Genomic DNA, 15,129 nt, shown 5'->3' on the forward strand with positions numbered 1-15,129 from the left:
CCGTCACCCCAAAGTCCCGTCACCCCCGCGCAGGCGGGGGCCCACGCAGGGCACGGCGGCGGCGACTCGTAGGTTCCCGCCTTCGCGGAATGACGGGGCTGCGGCGGGAGCGCCGCTCAGCCGCCGATCACCCCGCCGTCGTCCTTGGTCACCACCACCGTCGCCGAGCGAGGGCGGCCGCCGGGCGCGGGCCAGCCGGGGTCGGGGTGCTGGATGTTGAGGAAGAGCGTGCGGCCGTCAGGCGTGATCACCGGGCCGGTGACCTCGCAGCCCGGCGGCGCGACCAGGAAGCGGCGCATCTGCGGCCCGCCCGGCGCCACCGGATCGCAGGCCAGCAGCTGGTTGCGCGGCAGCCAGAGCCGCTCGCCGGGCGCGGCCTCCAGCATCGGCGCCGCGTCGGTGGCCACCCAGAGCCGGCCGAAGGGGTCGACCGTCAGGCCGTCGGGGCCGCTGAAGGCGTCGCCCGCGGTCTCGCCGCCGCCCAGGGCCACGATGTCCCACTGGAAGGTCTCGGCCGCCAGGTCGCCGCCGTGGCGCCAGCGCAGGATGTGGCCGGTCGGGTTGGGCGCACGCGGATTGGCCGCGTCCGCGCCGGGCAGGCCGGGCTTGCCGCGCTGCGCGTTGTTGGTCAGCGAGACGAAGACCTCGCCGGTGACCGGGCTGATCGCGGTCCACTCGGGACGGTCCATCTTCGTGCCGCCGAGGCGGTCGCTGGCCTCGCGGGTGCGGATCACCACCTCGCCCTGGTCGGCAAAGCCGTTCTCGGGCGTCAGCCCGCCCTGCCCGTGCGTCAGCGCCAGCCAGCGCCCGCGGCCCTGGGCATCGAAGCGCGCGACGCTGAGCGTGCCGTGATCGAGCAGGTCGCGGTTGGCCGCGAAGCCGCCGGGGCGGACCCGGTCGCGGCTGACGAAGCGGTAGATGTATTCGAAGCGCGCGTCCTCGCCCATGAAGACCACCGCGCGGCCGTCCTTCGACACGCCGGTGGCGGCGCCTTCGTGCACCGCGCGGCCCAGCGCGGTGCGCTTGACCGGGGTCATCGTCGGATCGTGGGGATCGATCTCGACCACCCAGCCGAAGCGGTGGAACTCGTTGGGATGGCGGCGCAGGTCGAAGCGCTCGTCGTGCAGATGCCAGCGCGCCCAGTTGCCGCGCCCGCCCGCCTGCAGGCCCCAGCGCCGCTGCGAGGCATCCAGCTCGGCCGGCGGCTCGAAATAGCCCTGGATGTTCTCCTCGCAGGTGAGGTAGGTGCCCCAGGGCGTGGCGTTGGCGGCGCAGTTGGCAAAGGTGCCCAGAATGCGCCGGCCCTCGGGATCGGCGGCGGTGCGCAGCAGCGCGTGGCCTGCGGCCGGGCCGCTCACCGACATCGGCGTGCGGGCGGTGATGCGCCGCGCCTGGCGCGAGGGCCGCACCACCGACCAGGCGGCGGCCGCGCCCTCGCTGCGCACCTCGATCACCGACACGCCATGCGCGGCCTGCGAGCGCGCGACCTGCTCCGGCGTGCGCGCGCCGCCCGCCAGCGAGGCGTCATCGCGGTGCAGCAGGCGCTCGTCGGTGTATTCATGGTTCAGCGCCAGCAGGCCGTGACGGCCGTTCAGCACGCCGCGCCCGCCCAGCGGGAAGAAGGCCATGCCGTCGTGATGCATGCCGGCCTGCAGCGTCTGCTCGGCCGGCGTCGGCACCGCATCGCTGCGCCACGGCGGGACGGCGGCCTGCCCGGTGGCGTCGCCCCAGGCGTAGAGCACCCGCGCGGTGTAGCCCGGCGGCACCGCCAGCGGCGCCTCCACCGTCATCGGCACCGGCGTGAAGGCCAGTGCCGGCGTCGTGCCGGTGCGGCCTGCCTGCGCCCGCCCGGCGCCCAGGCTGGCCAGCATCATCCAGGCCGCCGTCGCGCCCAGCCCGCGCCGGCGTGCCGGATCGGCCGGAAGAAGATCGTCGGCTTCGGTCATCGCGTCCATCCTTCGCCGTCGTGTTCCCCCAGGCGCGGCGCCGGCCGGAACAGGCCGCCGGGCGTGTCGCCGAGCTTCGGGACCACGCCAGGCACCTCCAGCGCCAGCCCGTCGGCGGTGACGATGCGCTCGATCATCTGCCGCGCGCGGTAGTGCGGATCGGCGGCGATGTCGCGCACGGTGTAGATGCGCCCGACCGGCACCTGCACCGCCTGCAGCGCGGCCACCACCGCGTCGACCGGGCGCTGCACCGTCCACTGCGTGATCGCCGCGTCGATCTCGTCGACCCGGGCGACGCGGCCGGCGTTGCTGGCCAGATCCGGCGCCTCGGCCAGATCGGCGCGGCCGATGGCGCTCATCAGCCGGCGGTAGATCGAGTCGCCGTTGCCGCCGATGACCACCTGGCCGTCGGCGCAGCGGTAGGCATTGCTCGGCGCGATGCCGGGCAAGGCCGAGCCGGCCGGCTCGCGCACCGCGCCGAAGGCGCTGTACTCGGGCAGCAGGCTTTCCATGCAGTTGAAGACCGCCTCGAACAGCGCCACGTCGACCACCTGGCCGCGCCCGGTGCGCGCTCGCGCCTGCAGCGCCAGCAGCACGCCGATGACGCCGTGCAGCGCCGCCAGCGTGTCTCCCAGGCTGACGCCGGCGCGCACCGGCGCACGGCCCGGCTCGCCCATCAAGTGGCGCATGCCGCCCATCGCCTCGGCCACGACCGCGAAGCCCGGCAGGTCGCGGTAGGGGCCGGTCTGCCCGTAGCCGCTGATGCGCAGCATGATCAGGCCGGGGTTGTCGCGCGCCAGATCGTCGAAGCCCAGGCCCCACTTCTCCATCGTGCCGGGCTTGAAGTTCTCGATCAGCACATCGCACTCGGCGGCCAGGCGGCGCACGTCGGCGCGGCCCTGCTCGGTGCGCAGGTCGAGCGCGACGCTCTTCTTGTTGCGGCTCTGCACCTGCCACCAGACGCTGGTGCCATCGTGCAGCAGGCGCCACTGGCGCAGCGGATCGCCGGTGCCGGGCGGCTCGACCTTGATGACCTCGGCGCCGAAGTCGCCCAACGTCTTGCCGGCGAAGGGTCCGGCGATGAGCTGGCCGAGCTCGAGCACCTTCAGCCCGGCCAGCGGGCTGCGCGAACGGGCGGCGTCGGAGGAATGGGAGGGGGTGGCGGTATCGGACATGGCACCGAATCTACCGCGACACGCCGCCCGCCGGCACCAGGGGCTAGGCCAGACAGGTCTCGAACTCGCCGACTGGCACCGGCGGCCGCGTTGGCACCTGCGGCAGCGCCCGCATCACCGCACGCCCCAGCGCCGAGCGGAAGAAGTCCGGCCACAGCCCATGCCGGGCCAGCCAGCCGGACGACAGGCCGTCATGCGCCTTCAGATCGGCAGCCAGGCCAGCGACCGCCTTCGACGGCGTGAACAGGCTGGTCGCCCGGTCGAGCGCGGCGATGCGGCGCGCCCAGGCATCGCCCGGGGCGTCGCCGACGCCGGCCCAGCTGCGCGCCAGCGACGCGGCGAAGGAGCGCAGCAGCGGCCCGTCCTGGTCGAAGCCGTTGGCATAGCCGGCGAGCAGTTCGACCCGCCAGCGCGCCGCCGCGGCAGCATCGCCCCGCGCCAGCGCCGCCGGCAGCACCTGCTGCCAGTACAGCGCGATCCGCTCCGGCTCGACCAGCGGCAGCGGATCTTCGCCGTCCACCCAGAAGGCCAGCGGCAGCCGGCGCCATTCGGCGCGCGCCAGACCCCGGCGCGGATCGGCGCCCGCCTGCGCCAGGCGCTGGCGCAGCAGCACCCCCAGCCGCTGCGCGTCGCCCGGCACCGGATCGACCGGCGGCGCGGGATCGGGGCGGCGCAGCTGAGCCGCCAGCGCCTCGACCGCCGCAGCAGTCTGCGACCAGTGTTCGGCGGCGCTCATCGCGAGGCGGCCGCGTCGGCGGCGCGGGCCCGGGTCAGCGTGGCCTCCAGCTCGGAAGGCGTGCGGTAGGTCAGCACGATGCGCAGATCGACGCGGCGGTTGCGTGCATCCGTCGGATCGATGCCGGGCAGCAGGCGCTTGTCGCCATAGGCGCTGAAGGAGAACAGCGGCTGCGCCAGCCGGTTGCGGTAGCCGTTCAGCGGGCTCTGCTCGACCAGCGCCGCATGCACCGCCCGCGCGCGGTCCAGCGACAGGCTGGTGTTGTCGTAGGCGCCGCGCGCCATCGGGCGGCTATCGGTGTGGCCCTCGATGTAGATGGTGTCGATCTCGTGGCCGGCGCGGTTGCCGGCGCAGCCGCTGGCCACCTTCTGGTTGGCCACATAGCAGGGCAGCACCTCGACCAGCCCGTCGACCGCCGCATGCAGCGCCGCACGCCCCTGGGCCCCCAGCTCGGCACGGCCGATCGGGAACAGCACATCCTCCGGCAGCGAGATCACGCCGGTGACCGGATCGATGCGCACCGTCGGCATCGCCGCCAGCATCGCCTGGCCGATGGTGTCGGTCACCTTGCCGCGCGGATCGGCCTGGCCGCGCAGCTCGTTCTTGCTCGCCTCGATCTCGATGGCCTGGCGGCGCTGCTCCAGCGCCAGCACCACCACCAGGATGATGAAGACGAAGAGCAGACCGATCATCAGGTCGGAGGCCGAGGCCAGATAGCCGCCCTCGCCCCGGGCGGGAGCGCCGGGAGCCGCAGGCGCGGTGCGTCGGGTCATCAGCATGATCGTCGTCGCTCCGGGATCAGACCGCCGCGACCCGCTCCTCGAGCAGGTCCTCGAGGCTGCGGGTGAAGGTGGCCAGCTCGCGCACCGCGCCGCCGATCTGGCCGACCGCGCGGGCCAGGTGGCCGTCGAGCTGCTGCTGCTGGGCCAGCGCCTGCGCGGCGCCCTGCTCGATGCTGCTGCGCACCGACTCGACCGCGGCGGCCAGCACCGCACTGCTGCCGGTCAGCGCGTCGCGGCCGGACTGCATCGCCGCAGCGGTGTCGCGGCCGGACTGCTCCAGCATCGTGCCGACCTGGCGCACCGCCTCGAGCGCCTGCGGTGCGCTCTGGCCGACCGTCTCGACCAGCGTCTGCTGCTGCCGGGCCAGCGTCTCGACGCTGGCCAGCGCGCGGCCGATCTCCTCGGCGATCTGGCCGAGGCGGTCGGTGGTGCCGGCCCAGCGCGGCTGCACCTGGTCCAGCTGGGTGAGGGTGTCGCGCAGCTGCTGCGCCACCGCGCGGATCTGGTCGGCGCCCTGGCGGCCCTGGCTGCTCATGTCGGCCAGCACATCGCGCATCGCCACCGCGCTGGTGGCGAGCTTGTGCTGCGCCGCATCAAGATCCTCGGCGCCACGGCCCAGCACGCCGCCGATGCGGGTCACGCCGCTCTCCAGCTCGCTGCCAGCCTGCTGCAGCGACTGCGTGGCCTGCGCGGCGCTCTGGCTGAAGGAGGCCACCGCCTGCTCCATCGTGCTGCCCAGCGTGGTGCCGGCACGGCCCAGCGCGTCGACCGAAGTGGCGATGCTGCTGCCGAACGCGTTCGAGGTCGCCTGCGCCGAGTCGCTCCAGGCGCGCGAGGCGGCGGTGAGCTGCATCTGCAGGTCCTGGCCGGCGCCGCGCAGCACGCCGGCGACATCGTCGGCGCCGTTGACCAGCGTGCCGGCCGAGGCCTGCAGGCGCTCCGACATCAGCGTCAGCGCCGCGCGCAGCTCGCCCATCTCGTGGCGGGTCGACTGCTGGATCAGGCCGGCGTGGTCGCGCATCATCTGCTCGAGCGCCTGCTGGTTCATCGCCGAGATCTGGCCGGTCAGGCCGTCCAGGCTGGCGACGATGCGCCGGCTCATCGCCTCCATCTCGGGCACGATGGAGGCGCTGATCGAGCGGCCCAGGTGCTCGGCGACCTGATCGCGGAACTGCGCGAAGAGCTGGCGCTGCTCGCGTGCGACCGTCAGCAGCTCGCCGGCGCGGGCATGGCTGGCGTCCAGCCGGGTGTTGACCGCCTCGCCCTGGCGCAGCTGCTCGACCAGTGCCAGCTCGGTGCCGTTGGGCGGCAGCCGCTCGGCCAGCGCCTCGAGCAGCAGCTCGCAGCGGTCCTGCACCCGCGCCATCGCCCGGCGGGCCGCCACCGTCCAGCCCACCGAGGCCCCCAGGCCCGCCAGCGAGGTCAGGAACTTGCCGCCGGCGGTGTCGAGCAGCCCGCGGGTGGCATCCAGCAGATCGGCCGAGGCGCCGCCCTGCTGCGACAGCGCCGAGGTCGCGCCCATCAGCGCGCCGGTCAGGAACAGGAAGGTGAAGAACAGGCCGATGCCGACCAGCAGATTGGGCACTGCCTCGGCCAGCTCGACATTGAGCCGGCCGGCCAGCAGCCGGTTCGGCGTCCAGAGGTCGCGCGGCGAGCCGAGCATCAGCACCCGCAGCCGGCCCGACACCGGCACCGCGATGATGCGCTGCTCGGTCTCCTGCCAGGCCTGGCGCAGCTCGGGGTGAGCCGCGACCACCTGGCGCACGGTGGTCGAGCGGTCGAGCGTCCACGGCTCGCCGGCCGGCCCGAGCGCGGCCAGCGTCTCGGACAGCGCCGCGCCCAGCCGGCGCAGCGGCGGCAGGAACCAGAACAGGAACAGGCCGATCGCCGACAGCAGGATGCCGGAGAACACCAGCCAGATCAGCATCTCGCCACGAAGGAAGGAAAAGGCATTCAAGTCACGACTCCCGACTCGACTGCAGGCCACGGAAGCTGCAGGACGGGCCGATTCTTGAATCCGCCCCCGGCCGGGAATCGCCGGAAAAGCAGGGCTTATTTCGGCGGCGTGACTTTCTTCCTCAAGTTCCGGCGCGACCGGTTTCAGATTCAGCCGGGTTCAGCCGGGTTCAGCCGGATTCAGGCCTTCAGGAACTCCATGCGCCCGCCCAGCCAGCGCTGGATGTGGGCGGCGGCCGCGGCCGGATGGCGCTCGAGCAGCGCCGGCGCGACCGCGCGGGCGCGCTCGAGCAGCGCGCCGTCCTGCCCCAGATCGGCGAAGCGCAGCAGCGCGTCGCCCGACTGGCGCGCACCCATGAACTCGCCGGGGCCGCGGATCTCCAGGTCGCGCCGGGCGATCTCGAAGCCGTCGGTGGTCTCAGCCATCGCCTTCAGGCGCTCGCGCCCGGTCGGCGACAGCGGCGAGGTGTAGAGCAGCACGCACACGCTGGCCACCGCGCCGCGCCCGACCCGGCCGCGCAGCTGATGCAGCTGCGCCAGCCCGAAGCGCTCGGCGTGCTCGATCACCATCACGCTGGCGTTGGGCACGTCCACGCCGACCTCGATCACGGTGGTGGCCACCAGCACGCTCATGCGGCCGGACGAGAACTCGGCCATCACCGCCGCCTTGTCGCTGGAAGGCATGCGCCCGTGCAGCAGGCCGACCGCGACGCCGTCGAAGGTGGCGGCCAGCCGCGCGTGCGTCTCGGTGGCGTTCTGCAGGTCCAGCGCCTCGGACTCCTCGATCAGCGGCACCACCCAGTAGACCTGGCGGCCCTTGGCCACCTCGTCGCGCACCCGCTCGATGATCTCGTCGCGGCGGCCGTCGGCGAAGACGCGGGTGACGATCGGCGTGCGCCCGGGCGGCAGCTCGTCGATGGTGCTGACGTCCAGGTCGGCGAAGTAGCTCATCGCCAGCGTGCGCGGGATCGGCGTGGCGCTCATCATCAGCAGGTGGGGCTCGAGCGCCTGCGCGGCGAGCTTGCGGCGCAGCTCCAGCCGCTGCGCCACGCCGAAGCGGTGCTGCTCGTCGATCACCGCCAGCCCCAGCCGCGCGAAGCGCACCTCCTCCTGGATCACCGCGTGCGTGCCGACCACCAGCGCGGCTTCGCCCGAGGCGACCCGCTCGAGCATCGCGGCGCGTGCCTTGCCCTTGCGGCTGCCGGTCAGCCAGGCGACACCGATGCCCAGCGGCTCCAGCCACTGCAGCAGCTTCCTGAAATGCTGCTCGGCGAGGATCTCGGTGGGCGCCATCAGCGCGCACTGCCAGCCCGCGTCGATCGCCACCGCCGCCGCCAGCGCCGCCACCACCGTCTTGCCCGAGCCGACATCGCCCTGCAGCAGCCGATGCATCGGCTGCGGCCGCGCCAGATCGGCGGCGATCTCGGCGCAGACACGCTGCTGCGCGCCGGTCAGGCCGAAGGGCAGTGCCGCCAGCAGGCGCGCGTGCAGGCTGCCCGGCGCGCCCTGCCCGTCTGCGGCGGCCAGCACCGGCGCGCGCAGCCGGGCGCGCTCGCGCTGCGCCGTCAGCTGCGAGAGCTGCTGCGCCAGCAGCTCGTCGAACTTGATGCGCGCCCAGGCCGGATGGCTGCGCTCCTCGAGCTGCCAGGCCGAGGTGCCCACCGGCGGATGGTGCAGCAGCTGCAGCGCCTCGCGCAGCGCCGGCAGGCCGCGCGGCACCACGCCGGCGGGCAGCACCTCGTCGAGCGGCGCACGGCGCAGGCCCGACTCGACCGCCTTTCTCAGGTAGGCCTGCGGCAGCTGCGCGCTGGCCGGATAGACCGGCGTGAGCGCCTCGGCCAGCGGCGCGCCGCCCTCCGGGACCGCCTTGAAGACCGGATGCACCATCTCGCGGCCGAAGAAGCCCGCGCGCACCTCGCCGCGCACCCGCACCCGCGCGCCCACCGCCAGCGTCTTCTGGTGCGACGGAAAGAAATGCACGAAGCGCAGCACCAGCTCGGCCGCGCCCTCGACCAGCCGCACGACCAGCTGGCGGCGGGTGCGCGTCTCGACCACGCACGAGCGCACCACGCCCTCGACCTGCGCGCTGTCGCCCTCGCGCAGCGCCGCGATCGGCGTCAGGCGCGTCTCGTCCTCGTAGCGCAGCGGCAGGTGCAGCGCCAGGTCGATGTCGCGCACCAGGCCGAGCTTGTCCATCGCCCGCTGCGGGGCGGAGCGGGCCGCGGCCTTCGGGGCGGCGGCGTCCGTGGTGGTGTGGTCAGCGCTCACGGGCCGTCATGTGCCGGCGCAGCCAGGCGGCCAGCTCATCCTCGGTCAGCTCGCCCGCGGCCAGCGCCAGCGTGGTCAGCACGCACGCGGCGTCATCCGCGGCCAGCTGCTGGCCATTGAGCAGCAGGCACAGCTCGATCGCGACGAAGGCCGTGCGCTTGTTGCCGTCGACGAACGGATGATTGCGTGCCAGCCCGTAGCCATAGGCCGCCGCCAAGGCGGCCAGGTCCGGCTCGCCATACATCACCAGATGCCGGGGTCGCGCCAGCGCCGACTCGAACAGGCCGATGTCGCGCACGCCCGGCGCCCCGCCGTGCTCGACCAGCTGCTCCTCGTGAACCGCTCTCAGCACGGCCGCGTCGATCCAGACCCATGCCGGGTTGGCCGGCTCGCTCATTTGGCCAGCTCGTGCAGCACCGCGCGGCGCGCCTTCATGACCTCGCGCGCCTGTTTCATCTGTTCCTCGAACACCGGATCCTGCCGAGTCAGGCGCAGTCCGTCCGGGCTGTCGGTGAGGTAGAGGGAGTCGCCCTTCTCGAGCTTCAGCCGCGCCAGGATCTCCTTGGGCAGGATGACGCCGACCGAGTTGCCGATCTGGGTAAGCTTCAGTGCGTGCATGGCGGACTCCGGTTATAACCAATGTTATACGATGCACCATTCTGCGCCGCCGCCCTTCCCTTCGCAAGCTCTCCCGCGTGAACCCGTGAACCACACCGTCGCCGACTTCGACTTCGACCTGCCCCAGGAGCTGATCGCCCAGCATCCGACGCCTGAACGCAGCGCCTCGCGCCTGCTCGACGGGCGCGCGCTGCCGGCCACCGAGCGGGTGTTCCGCGAGCTGCCCGACCTGCTCGAGCCCGGCGACCTGCTGGTGTTCAACGACACCCGGGTGATCCGCGCGCGGCTGCACGGCGCCAAGGACACCGGCGGCAGCGTCGAGGCGCTGGTCGAGCGGGTGCTGCCCGGCACCGAGGACGGCCGCCACGAGGTCTGGGCGCATCTGCGCGCGAGCAAGTCGCCGCGCGCCGGCCAGACGGTGCATTTCCACAATGCCGCCGGCGAGCGCTTCGCCGCCGAGGTGCTGGGGCGCTGCGGCCCGGAGAACGGCCTCTTCCACCTGCGCCTGCCCGGCGACGCGCTGACGCTGCTGGAGCAGTTCGGCCATGTGCCGCTGCCGCCCTACATCACGCATGCCGACGACGAGGACGACGCACGCCGCTACCAGACGGTGTTCGCGCGCGTGCCCGGCGCGGTGGCCGCGCCCACCGCGGCGCTGCATTTCGACGAGGGCGTGCTGGCGGCGCTCGAGGCCCGCGGCGTGCGCCGCGCCAGCGTGACGCTGCATGTGGGCGCGGGCACCTTCCAGCCGGTGCGGGTCGAGTCGATCAGTGACCACCGCATGCACAGCGAATGGTTCGAGGTGCCGCAGGCCACCGTCGACGCCATCGCCGAGACCCGCGCGCGCGGCGGGCGGGTGATCGCGGTCGGCACGACCACGCTGCGCTCGCTGGAATCGGCCGCGCTGGGCACACCCGACCGGCTGCCGCGCGCCGGCGCGCGCGACACCGACATCTTCATCACGCCGGGCTTCGACTTCCGCGTCGTCGACCGGCTGGTGACCAACTTCCACCTGCCGCGCAGCACGCTGATGATGCTGGTCAGCGCCTTCGCCGGCTTCGACGCGATCCGCACGCTCTACGCCGACGCGATCGCGCGACGGATGCGCTTCTTCAGCTACGGCGACGCGATGCTGCTCCAGCGTGCAGCATCTGCCGGCAACGACGGCGATCCATCTGGCAACAGCGCTGTGCCACGCTGACAAAAGCCGCCGCACGCTTGATCTTGCGCAACCTTGGGGCGCGGCGCGCCACTACCTTGGAGGCATCCGATTCAACCCGCGGCCGAAGCCGCGACTCCAGGAGCCACCATGAAGACCCGCACCCAAGCCCTCGCCGCCGCGATCGCCCTGCTCGCCAGCGGCGCCGCCCTGGCCGACAAGGCGAAGGATGACGCGATGCTGGCGCTCGCCACCAAGAGCGGCTGCATGACCTGCCACCACATCGAGCCGGGCGCCAAGGGTCCGGACGGCCTGGCGCCGATCGGCCCGGCCTGGAAGGATGTCGGCGCCAAGTACAAGAGCGACAAGCAGGCCGCCGACACCCTGACCCAGATCGTGCTGAAGGGCTCCAACCCCTACGACAGCCACTGGAAGGGCAAGGCCTCGGGCCTGGCCATGCCGCCCAACGCGGTCGCCATCAAGGAAGCGGATGCCCGCGATCTGGTGAAGTGGATCCTGGCGCTCTGATGCACCACTGAAGCGCCGCCGAGGCGCTGACGGCGGCGGCCGGCTCTGCGATCATCGGCGGCGCCGATGACCGCTCCGCCCCCTCCCCCGCCCTTGCCACCGCCTGGCGCCCGTTCCGCCACGCTCGCCCTGATCCGCTCCAGCCCGCGGCTCAGGGCCGGGCTGCTGTTGCTGGGCGGCCTGATCCTGACCGCGCTGGCGGTGGTGCTGGTCCTGCTGCTGGCCGGTCCGGACGATGCCCGCGGCATGGGCACCACGCCGGCCACCCTCGCGGACGGGCGGGCGCCGGGCGCCGCACCGATGCAGATGATCGAGCTGAGCGAGGCCGAGTTCCGCCTGCGCCCGCGCGATGCCTGGCAGCCGGTGCCGCTGCCCGACACCTGGGCGCGCCGCGGCCTGGCCAGTGCCGGGCTCGGTCACTACCGCATCGAGTTCACGCTGGGCGCACGGCCTGCGGGCCTGTGGGTGCTGTGCATTCCGCGCATGAGCCGGGTGCATGAGCTGCGGCTCAACGGCGAGCTGCTCGGCGGTGCGCTGATCGATCCCTTCGAGCGTCCGCCCGGCGACACCGGGGGCCGCGACCATCTGGTCAGCGTGCCGCCCCACCTGCTGCAGGCCGGCCTCAACCGCATCGAGCTATCGGTGGTCCACAGCCGCAATGCCGGCCTGTCGATGCTGATGCTCGGCCCGGCGCAGGCCCTGCCGACCGGCGCCCGACTGATCCACCAGATGGCCTGGATCCCGAGCAGCCTCTATCTGGTCGGCGCCGGTCTGGCGGTGTTCATGCTGGCGATCTGGTGGCGCCGGCCCAGCGAGCGCATCTGCGGCCAGTTCGGACTGATCTGGATGCTCTGCCTCCTGATGCATCTGCTGGTGCTGCTGTCGCCGCCGCAGCCCGACGCGCTGCATGACGGCCTGCTGCTGCTGCTGCAGATCGGCACGCTGGCGCTCGGGGCCGCGATCGCGCTGCGGCTGAGCGGCCAGCTGCAGTCGGCCAGCGCCGGCGTCGCCCAGGCGACGCTGCTGCTGGCGGTGGCGCTGGCGCTGTGGGGCGCGCTGACCGGCGTGATCGACGCGGTCCGCCTCTGGCTGCACCCGGTGCTGATCCTGGTCTGCGCGCTGCTGATGCCGCTGGCCTGGAGCGGCTGCCGGCGCCTGCCGGGGCCGGCGCGCCTGCTGCTGGCCGGCCTGCTGGCGGCGCTGCTGATCGCCGCCGGCCATGATCATCTGGTCTGGATGGGGCTGAGCTCGGTGATGGACCACTACTGGCTGCCGCTGGCGCTGCCGCTGGCGCTGCTGGCGATCGGCAGCCTGATGATCCGCCGGCTGGTCGAGGCGCTGCGGCAGGTCGAGCAGCTCAACGCCGACCTGGAGCGTCGGGTGGCCGAGCGCACCGCCGCGCTGCAGCAGGCCAACCAGGCCAAGACCCGCTTCCTGGCCGCGGCCAGCCATGACCTGCGCCAGCCGGTGGTGACGATCAGCCTGCTGATCGACCTGCTGCGCGAGCAGGTGCCCGCACCGCTGCGGCCGATGACCGACCGGGTCGACGAGGCGGTGTCCTCGATGGAGGATCTGCTCAAGGGCCTGCTCGACCTGTCGCGGCTGGAGGCCGGCACGGTGCGCCCGCGCCCGCAGCCGGTGGCGCTGCAGCCGCTGTTCGACGCGATCGCCACGCACGAGGGCGAGACCGCTCGGCGCAAGGGCCTGAAGCTGCGCTTCCGGCCCAGTGGCGCCACCGTGGTGTCCGACCCGGTGCTGCTGGACCAGATCCTGCGCAATCTGGTCAGCAACGCGGTGCGCTACACCGAGCACGGCGGCGTGCTGGTCGGCGTGCGCCGCCGCGGCGAGCGGCTGCAGCTCGACGTGATCGACACCGGGGTCGGCATCGCGCAGGAGGACCAGGATGCGGTCTTCGAGGAGTTCGTCCAGCTCGACACCCCGATCGGCAGGCCGCGGCGCACCCTGGGCGACAGCAGCCGCGGCCTGGGGCTGGGCCTGTCGATCGTGCAGCGCAGCTGCGCGCTGCTGGGCCACCGGCTGCTGCTGAACTCGCGCCCCGGGCGGGGCAGCCGCTTCTCGGTGCAGCTCGACAGTGCCACGCCGCTGCCGGCACTGCCGGTGCCGGCGCTGCCGCGCCGGCTGCCGCTGCAGGGCCTGCGGCTGACGGTGGTCGAGGACGAACCCGCGGTGCAGGACGCGCTGCGCGCCCGCCTGCAGGCCTGGGGCGCGGTGGTGCAGTGCCATGACGGACTGGCACCGCTGCGCCACCAGCTGGCGCAGCGCCCGCGCGGCCACAGCGGCATCGACCTGCTGATCACCGACCACCGGCTGCGCGGCGCCAGCGGGCTGGATGTGGTCGAGGCGGTGCGCAGCTACGGCGGACCGGTCCCGGTGCTGGTGATCACCGGGGACACCTCGCCGGGCGATCTCTCGCTGCTGTCGGCCAGCGGGCTGCAGGTGCTGCACAAGCCCTTCCGCGCCGAGGCGCTGCTGGCGGCGATCGAGCAGGTGCTGGCCACCGCAGAGGCCTTCGGGATCACAGCCGCTCGAGCAGCGCCGGGCAGCCCGGCCAGTCGTCGCGGCTGAAGGCGAACTTGCGCGAGACCTCGCCCAGGCCGCGGCCGGCGCGCACCGCATCGATCGCGCCGGCCGGATCGGTGATCCAGCGCCCGCCGATCCGGGTGACGCCGCGCGCGAACAGCGCATCGGGCAGGCAGCCGGCGCTCGGGCCCAGCAGCGCCAGATGATGTGCGTGGCGCAGGTGCGGCAGCAGCGCCTCGAGACTGCCGTTGATCAGCGTGGTGGCGGTGCAGACGATGCGCCGGCAGTCCTGCAGCGCCGCCGGGTCCAGCGTCACGGTCAGCGCGTCGCGCCGGCCGGCCAGCTCGGGCTGAAGCTCCAGCACCGTCAGCCGCAGTCCGGCCTCCAGCAGCGGCGCCACCATCGGCGTGAACAGCCCGACCATGCCGAGATGCTCGCCCGGCAGCGGCGCCGGCCGGCCCCAGGGATCGCCGCTGCGCGGCACCTCCAGCCCGGCGCGCTCGACCAGCCAGCGCGACAGCGCGCCCAGCGCCGCCCAGGCCACCACCCGGCGCGCGCCGCGCGCGGCCCCGAACGAGGCGGCCAGCGCCAGCGCGTCCGCGCCCGCGAGCGCCTCGGCGCCGTGGCCGAGCAGCAGCGCCTCGTGATCGTCGTCGAGCATGACGTAGGCGGCGCCGGGCGTGCCGTCGTCGAGCTCGAGCAGGCAGAACTCGCCGCGGCCGGCCCGGCGCGCCGCCTGCACCGCCTCGCGCGGCGGCAGGTGCAGCGCGCGCACCTTCGGCAGCGCGAAGCGCTCGGCCACCGCACGCAGCGGGGCCACCAGTTCATCGTCAAGGCGCATGGCGCAGGCTCTCCGGGTCCGGACGCAGGGACAGGAGCCGGAGCATAGCGGCGCCCGCGGCGCCGCCCCCTGCGCTGCGTCAGGCCTCGACCGGTGCGGTGGCCGCCGCGGCCGCGCGGGCCTGGGCCTGCTCGCGCTTGAGCAGCGAGCCCACCTTGATCAGCGCCTCCCCGTCGATCACCACCGTGCCCTTGACGGTGCAGACCGTCTCGAGCAGCACGCGGCAGCGCTCGGGCTGGACCTCCTTGACCCGCACCGTCGCGTGCACCGTGTCACCGGGCCGCACCGGCGCCTTGAAGCTCATGCGCTGGTCGAGGTAGATCGAGCCCGGGCCGGGCAGCTTGTTGGCCACCGCGGCCGAGATGACGCTGGCGGTCAGGAAGCCGTGGGCGATGCGGCCCTTGAACGGCGTGCCCTGCGCGAACTCCTCGTTGGTGTGCACCGCGTTGCCGTCGCCGGACACGCCGGCGAACAGCACGATGTCCGCCTCGGTGATGGTCTTCGAGAAGGTCGCGGTCATGCCGACGCGCAGGTCCTCGATGTCATGGCCTTGAAGATCGTTCATCGTCGTCTCCCCCG

The 15,129-nt window shown here is 73.5% G+C and carries 13 protein-coding genes; 3 read left to right on the forward strand and 10 right to left on the reverse strand.

The genetic code is table 11. The features are described 5' to 3' along the window. Window positions 1–116: 116 nt before the first annotated feature. The 8 genes from HZU84_RS00760 to HZU84_RS00795 all read right to left on the reverse strand — a co-directional run bounded on the left by HZU84_RS00760 (window position 117) and on the right by HZU84_RS00795 (window position 9,481). A complete protein-coding gene (locus HZU84_RS00760) occupies window positions 117–1,946 on the reverse strand; it encodes a PhoX family protein (protein WP_244954426.1) in 1,830 nt (609 codons plus the stop codon). Then, window positions 1,943–3,121, reverse strand: coding sequence for a CaiB/BaiF CoA transferase family protein (locus HZU84_RS00765; RefSeq protein ID WP_149502849.1), 1,179 nt, complete (start codon window positions 3,119–3,121; stop codon window positions 1,943–1,945). Before HZU84_RS00765 ends, HZU84_RS00760 begins: the two co-directional genes overlap by 4 nt. A 43-nt stretch (window positions 3,122–3,164) precedes the next feature. Continuing rightward, window positions 3,165–3,857, reverse strand: coding sequence for a hypothetical protein (locus HZU84_RS00770; protein ID WP_149502848.1), 693 nt, complete (start codon window positions 3,855–3,857; stop codon window positions 3,165–3,167). Beyond that, entirely contained in the window at window positions 3,854–4,630 is a 777-nt protein-coding gene (locus HZU84_RS00775) for an OmpA/MotB family protein (protein ID WP_180692733.1), read from the reverse strand. The genes HZU84_RS00770 and HZU84_RS00775 overlap by 4 nt, the downstream gene beginning before the upstream one ends. A 25-nt stretch (window positions 4,631–4,655) precedes the next feature. Continuing rightward, entirely contained in the window at window positions 4,656–6,596 is a 1,941-nt protein-coding gene (locus HZU84_RS00780; protein WP_149502846.1) for a methyl-accepting chemotaxis protein, read from the reverse strand. Window positions 6,597–6,775: 179 nt separating this feature from the next. After that, window positions 6,776–8,791: an ATP-dependent DNA helicase RecG gene (gene recG / locus HZU84_RS00785; RefSeq protein ID WP_244954499.1), complete on the reverse strand. Its 2,016-nt coding sequence runs from the start codon at window positions 8,789–8,791 to the stop codon at window positions 6,776–6,778. A gap of 61 nt (window positions 8,792–8,852) precedes the next feature. Then, complete coding sequence (locus HZU84_RS00790; RefSeq protein ID WP_149502844.1) at window positions 8,853–9,260, reverse strand: type II toxin-antitoxin system death-on-curing family toxin; 408 nt, start codon at window positions 9,258–9,260, stop codon at window positions 8,853–8,855. Beyond that, on the reverse strand, window positions 9,257–9,481 hold the full coding sequence (locus tag HZU84_RS00795) for an AbrB/MazE/SpoVT family DNA-binding domain-containing protein (protein WP_149502843.1): 225 nt from the start codon (window positions 9,479–9,481) through the stop codon (window positions 9,257–9,259). Before HZU84_RS00795 ends, HZU84_RS00790 begins: the two co-directional genes overlap by 4 nt. Before the next feature lie 31 nt (window positions 9,482–9,512). Between HZU84_RS00795 and queA the strand changes: the two genes are divergently transcribed. The 3 genes from queA to HZU84_RS00810 all read left to right on the forward strand — a co-directional run bounded on the left by queA (window position 9,513) and on the right by HZU84_RS00810 (window position 13,754). Next, window positions 9,513–10,682, forward strand: coding sequence for a tRNA preQ1(34) S-adenosylmethionine ribosyltransferase-isomerase QueA (queA, locus tag HZU84_RS00800; protein WP_149502842.1), 1,170 nt, complete (start codon window positions 9,513–9,515; stop codon window positions 10,680–10,682). A 108-nt stretch (window positions 10,683–10,790) separates the two neighbouring features. Beyond that, window positions 10,791–11,168 carry a c-type cytochrome gene (locus HZU84_RS00805; protein WP_149502841.1) on the forward strand — a complete coding sequence of 126 codons (378 nt, stop codon included), beginning with the start codon at window positions 10,791–10,793 and terminating at the stop codon, window positions 11,166–11,168. Window positions 11,169–11,234: 66 nt separating this feature from the next. Beyond that, window positions 11,235–13,754 (forward strand): ATP-binding response regulator, encoded by a 2,520-nt coding sequence (locus HZU84_RS00810; RefSeq protein ID WP_149502840.1) that lies wholly within the window; start codon window positions 11,235–11,237, stop codon window positions 13,752–13,754. On the opposite strand, the gene HZU84_RS00815 is transcribed toward HZU84_RS00810, so the two are convergent. Continuing rightward, the gene (locus HZU84_RS00815; RefSeq protein WP_149502839.1) at window positions 13,705–14,550 is read right to left on the reverse strand and encodes a Rossmann-like domain-containing protein; all 846 of its coding nucleotides are present in this window, start codon (window positions 14,548–14,550) and stop codon (window positions 13,705–13,707) included. The two genes, HZU84_RS00810 and HZU84_RS00815, sit on opposite strands and share 50 nt — an antisense overlap. 79 nt (window positions 14,551–14,629) lie before the next feature. After that, entirely contained in the window at window positions 14,630–15,115 is a 486-nt protein-coding gene (locus HZU84_RS00820; RefSeq protein ID WP_149502838.1) for a MaoC family dehydratase, read from the reverse strand. Window positions 15,116–15,129: the final 14 nt, after the last annotated feature.

This window comes from Sphaerotilus sulfidivorans, from assembly GCF_013426975.1.
GTDB classification, from domain to species: domain Bacteria; phylum Pseudomonadota; class Gammaproteobacteria; order Burkholderiales; family Burkholderiaceae_C; genus Sphaerotilus; species Sphaerotilus sulfidivorans.

Coding starts and splice junctions, on each gene's coding strand:
- HZU84_RS00795 (WP_149502843.1), bottom strand. CDS start 9,481: ATGCACGCACTGAAGCTTACCCAGATCGGCAACTCGGTCGGCGTCATC.
- HZU84_RS00760 (WP_244954426.1), bottom strand. CDS start 1,946: ATGACCGAAGCCGACGATCTTCTTCCGGCCGATCCGGCACGCCGGCGC.
- recG (WP_244954499.1), bottom strand. CDS start 8,791: ATGGACAAGCTCGGCCTGGTGCGCGACATCGACCTGGCGCTGCACCTG.
- HZU84_RS00770 (WP_149502848.1), bottom strand. CDS start 3,857: ATGAGCGCCGCCGAACACTGGTCGCAGACTGCTGCGGCGGTCGAGGCG.
- HZU84_RS00815 (WP_149502839.1), bottom strand. CDS start 14,550: ATGCGCCTTGACGATGAACTGGTGGCCCCGCTGCGTGCGGTGGCCGAG.
- HZU84_RS00765 (WP_149502849.1), bottom strand. CDS start 3,121: ATGTCCGATACCGCCACCCCCTCCCATTCCTCCGACGCCGCCCGTTCG.
- HZU84_RS00820 (WP_149502838.1), bottom strand. CDS start 15,115: ATGAACGATCTTCAAGGCCATGACATCGAGGACCTGCGCGTCGGCATG.
- HZU84_RS00810 (WP_149502840.1), top strand. CDS start 11,235: ATGACCGCTCCGCCCCCTCCCCCGCCCTTGCCACCGCCTGGCGCCCGT.
- HZU84_RS00805 (WP_149502841.1), top strand. CDS start 10,791: ATGAAGACCCGCACCCAAGCCCTCGCCGCCGCGATCGCCCTGCTCGCC.
- HZU84_RS00790 (WP_149502844.1), bottom strand. CDS start 9,260: ATGAGCGAGCCGGCCAACCCGGCATGGGTCTGGATCGACGCGGCCGTG.
- HZU84_RS00775 (WP_180692733.1), bottom strand. CDS start 4,630: ATGACCCGACGCACCGCGCCTGCGGCTCCCGGCGCTCCCGCCCGGGGC.
- queA (WP_149502842.1), top strand. CDS start 9,513: ATGCACCATTCTGCGCCGCCGCCCTTCCCTTCGCAAGCTCTCCCGCGT.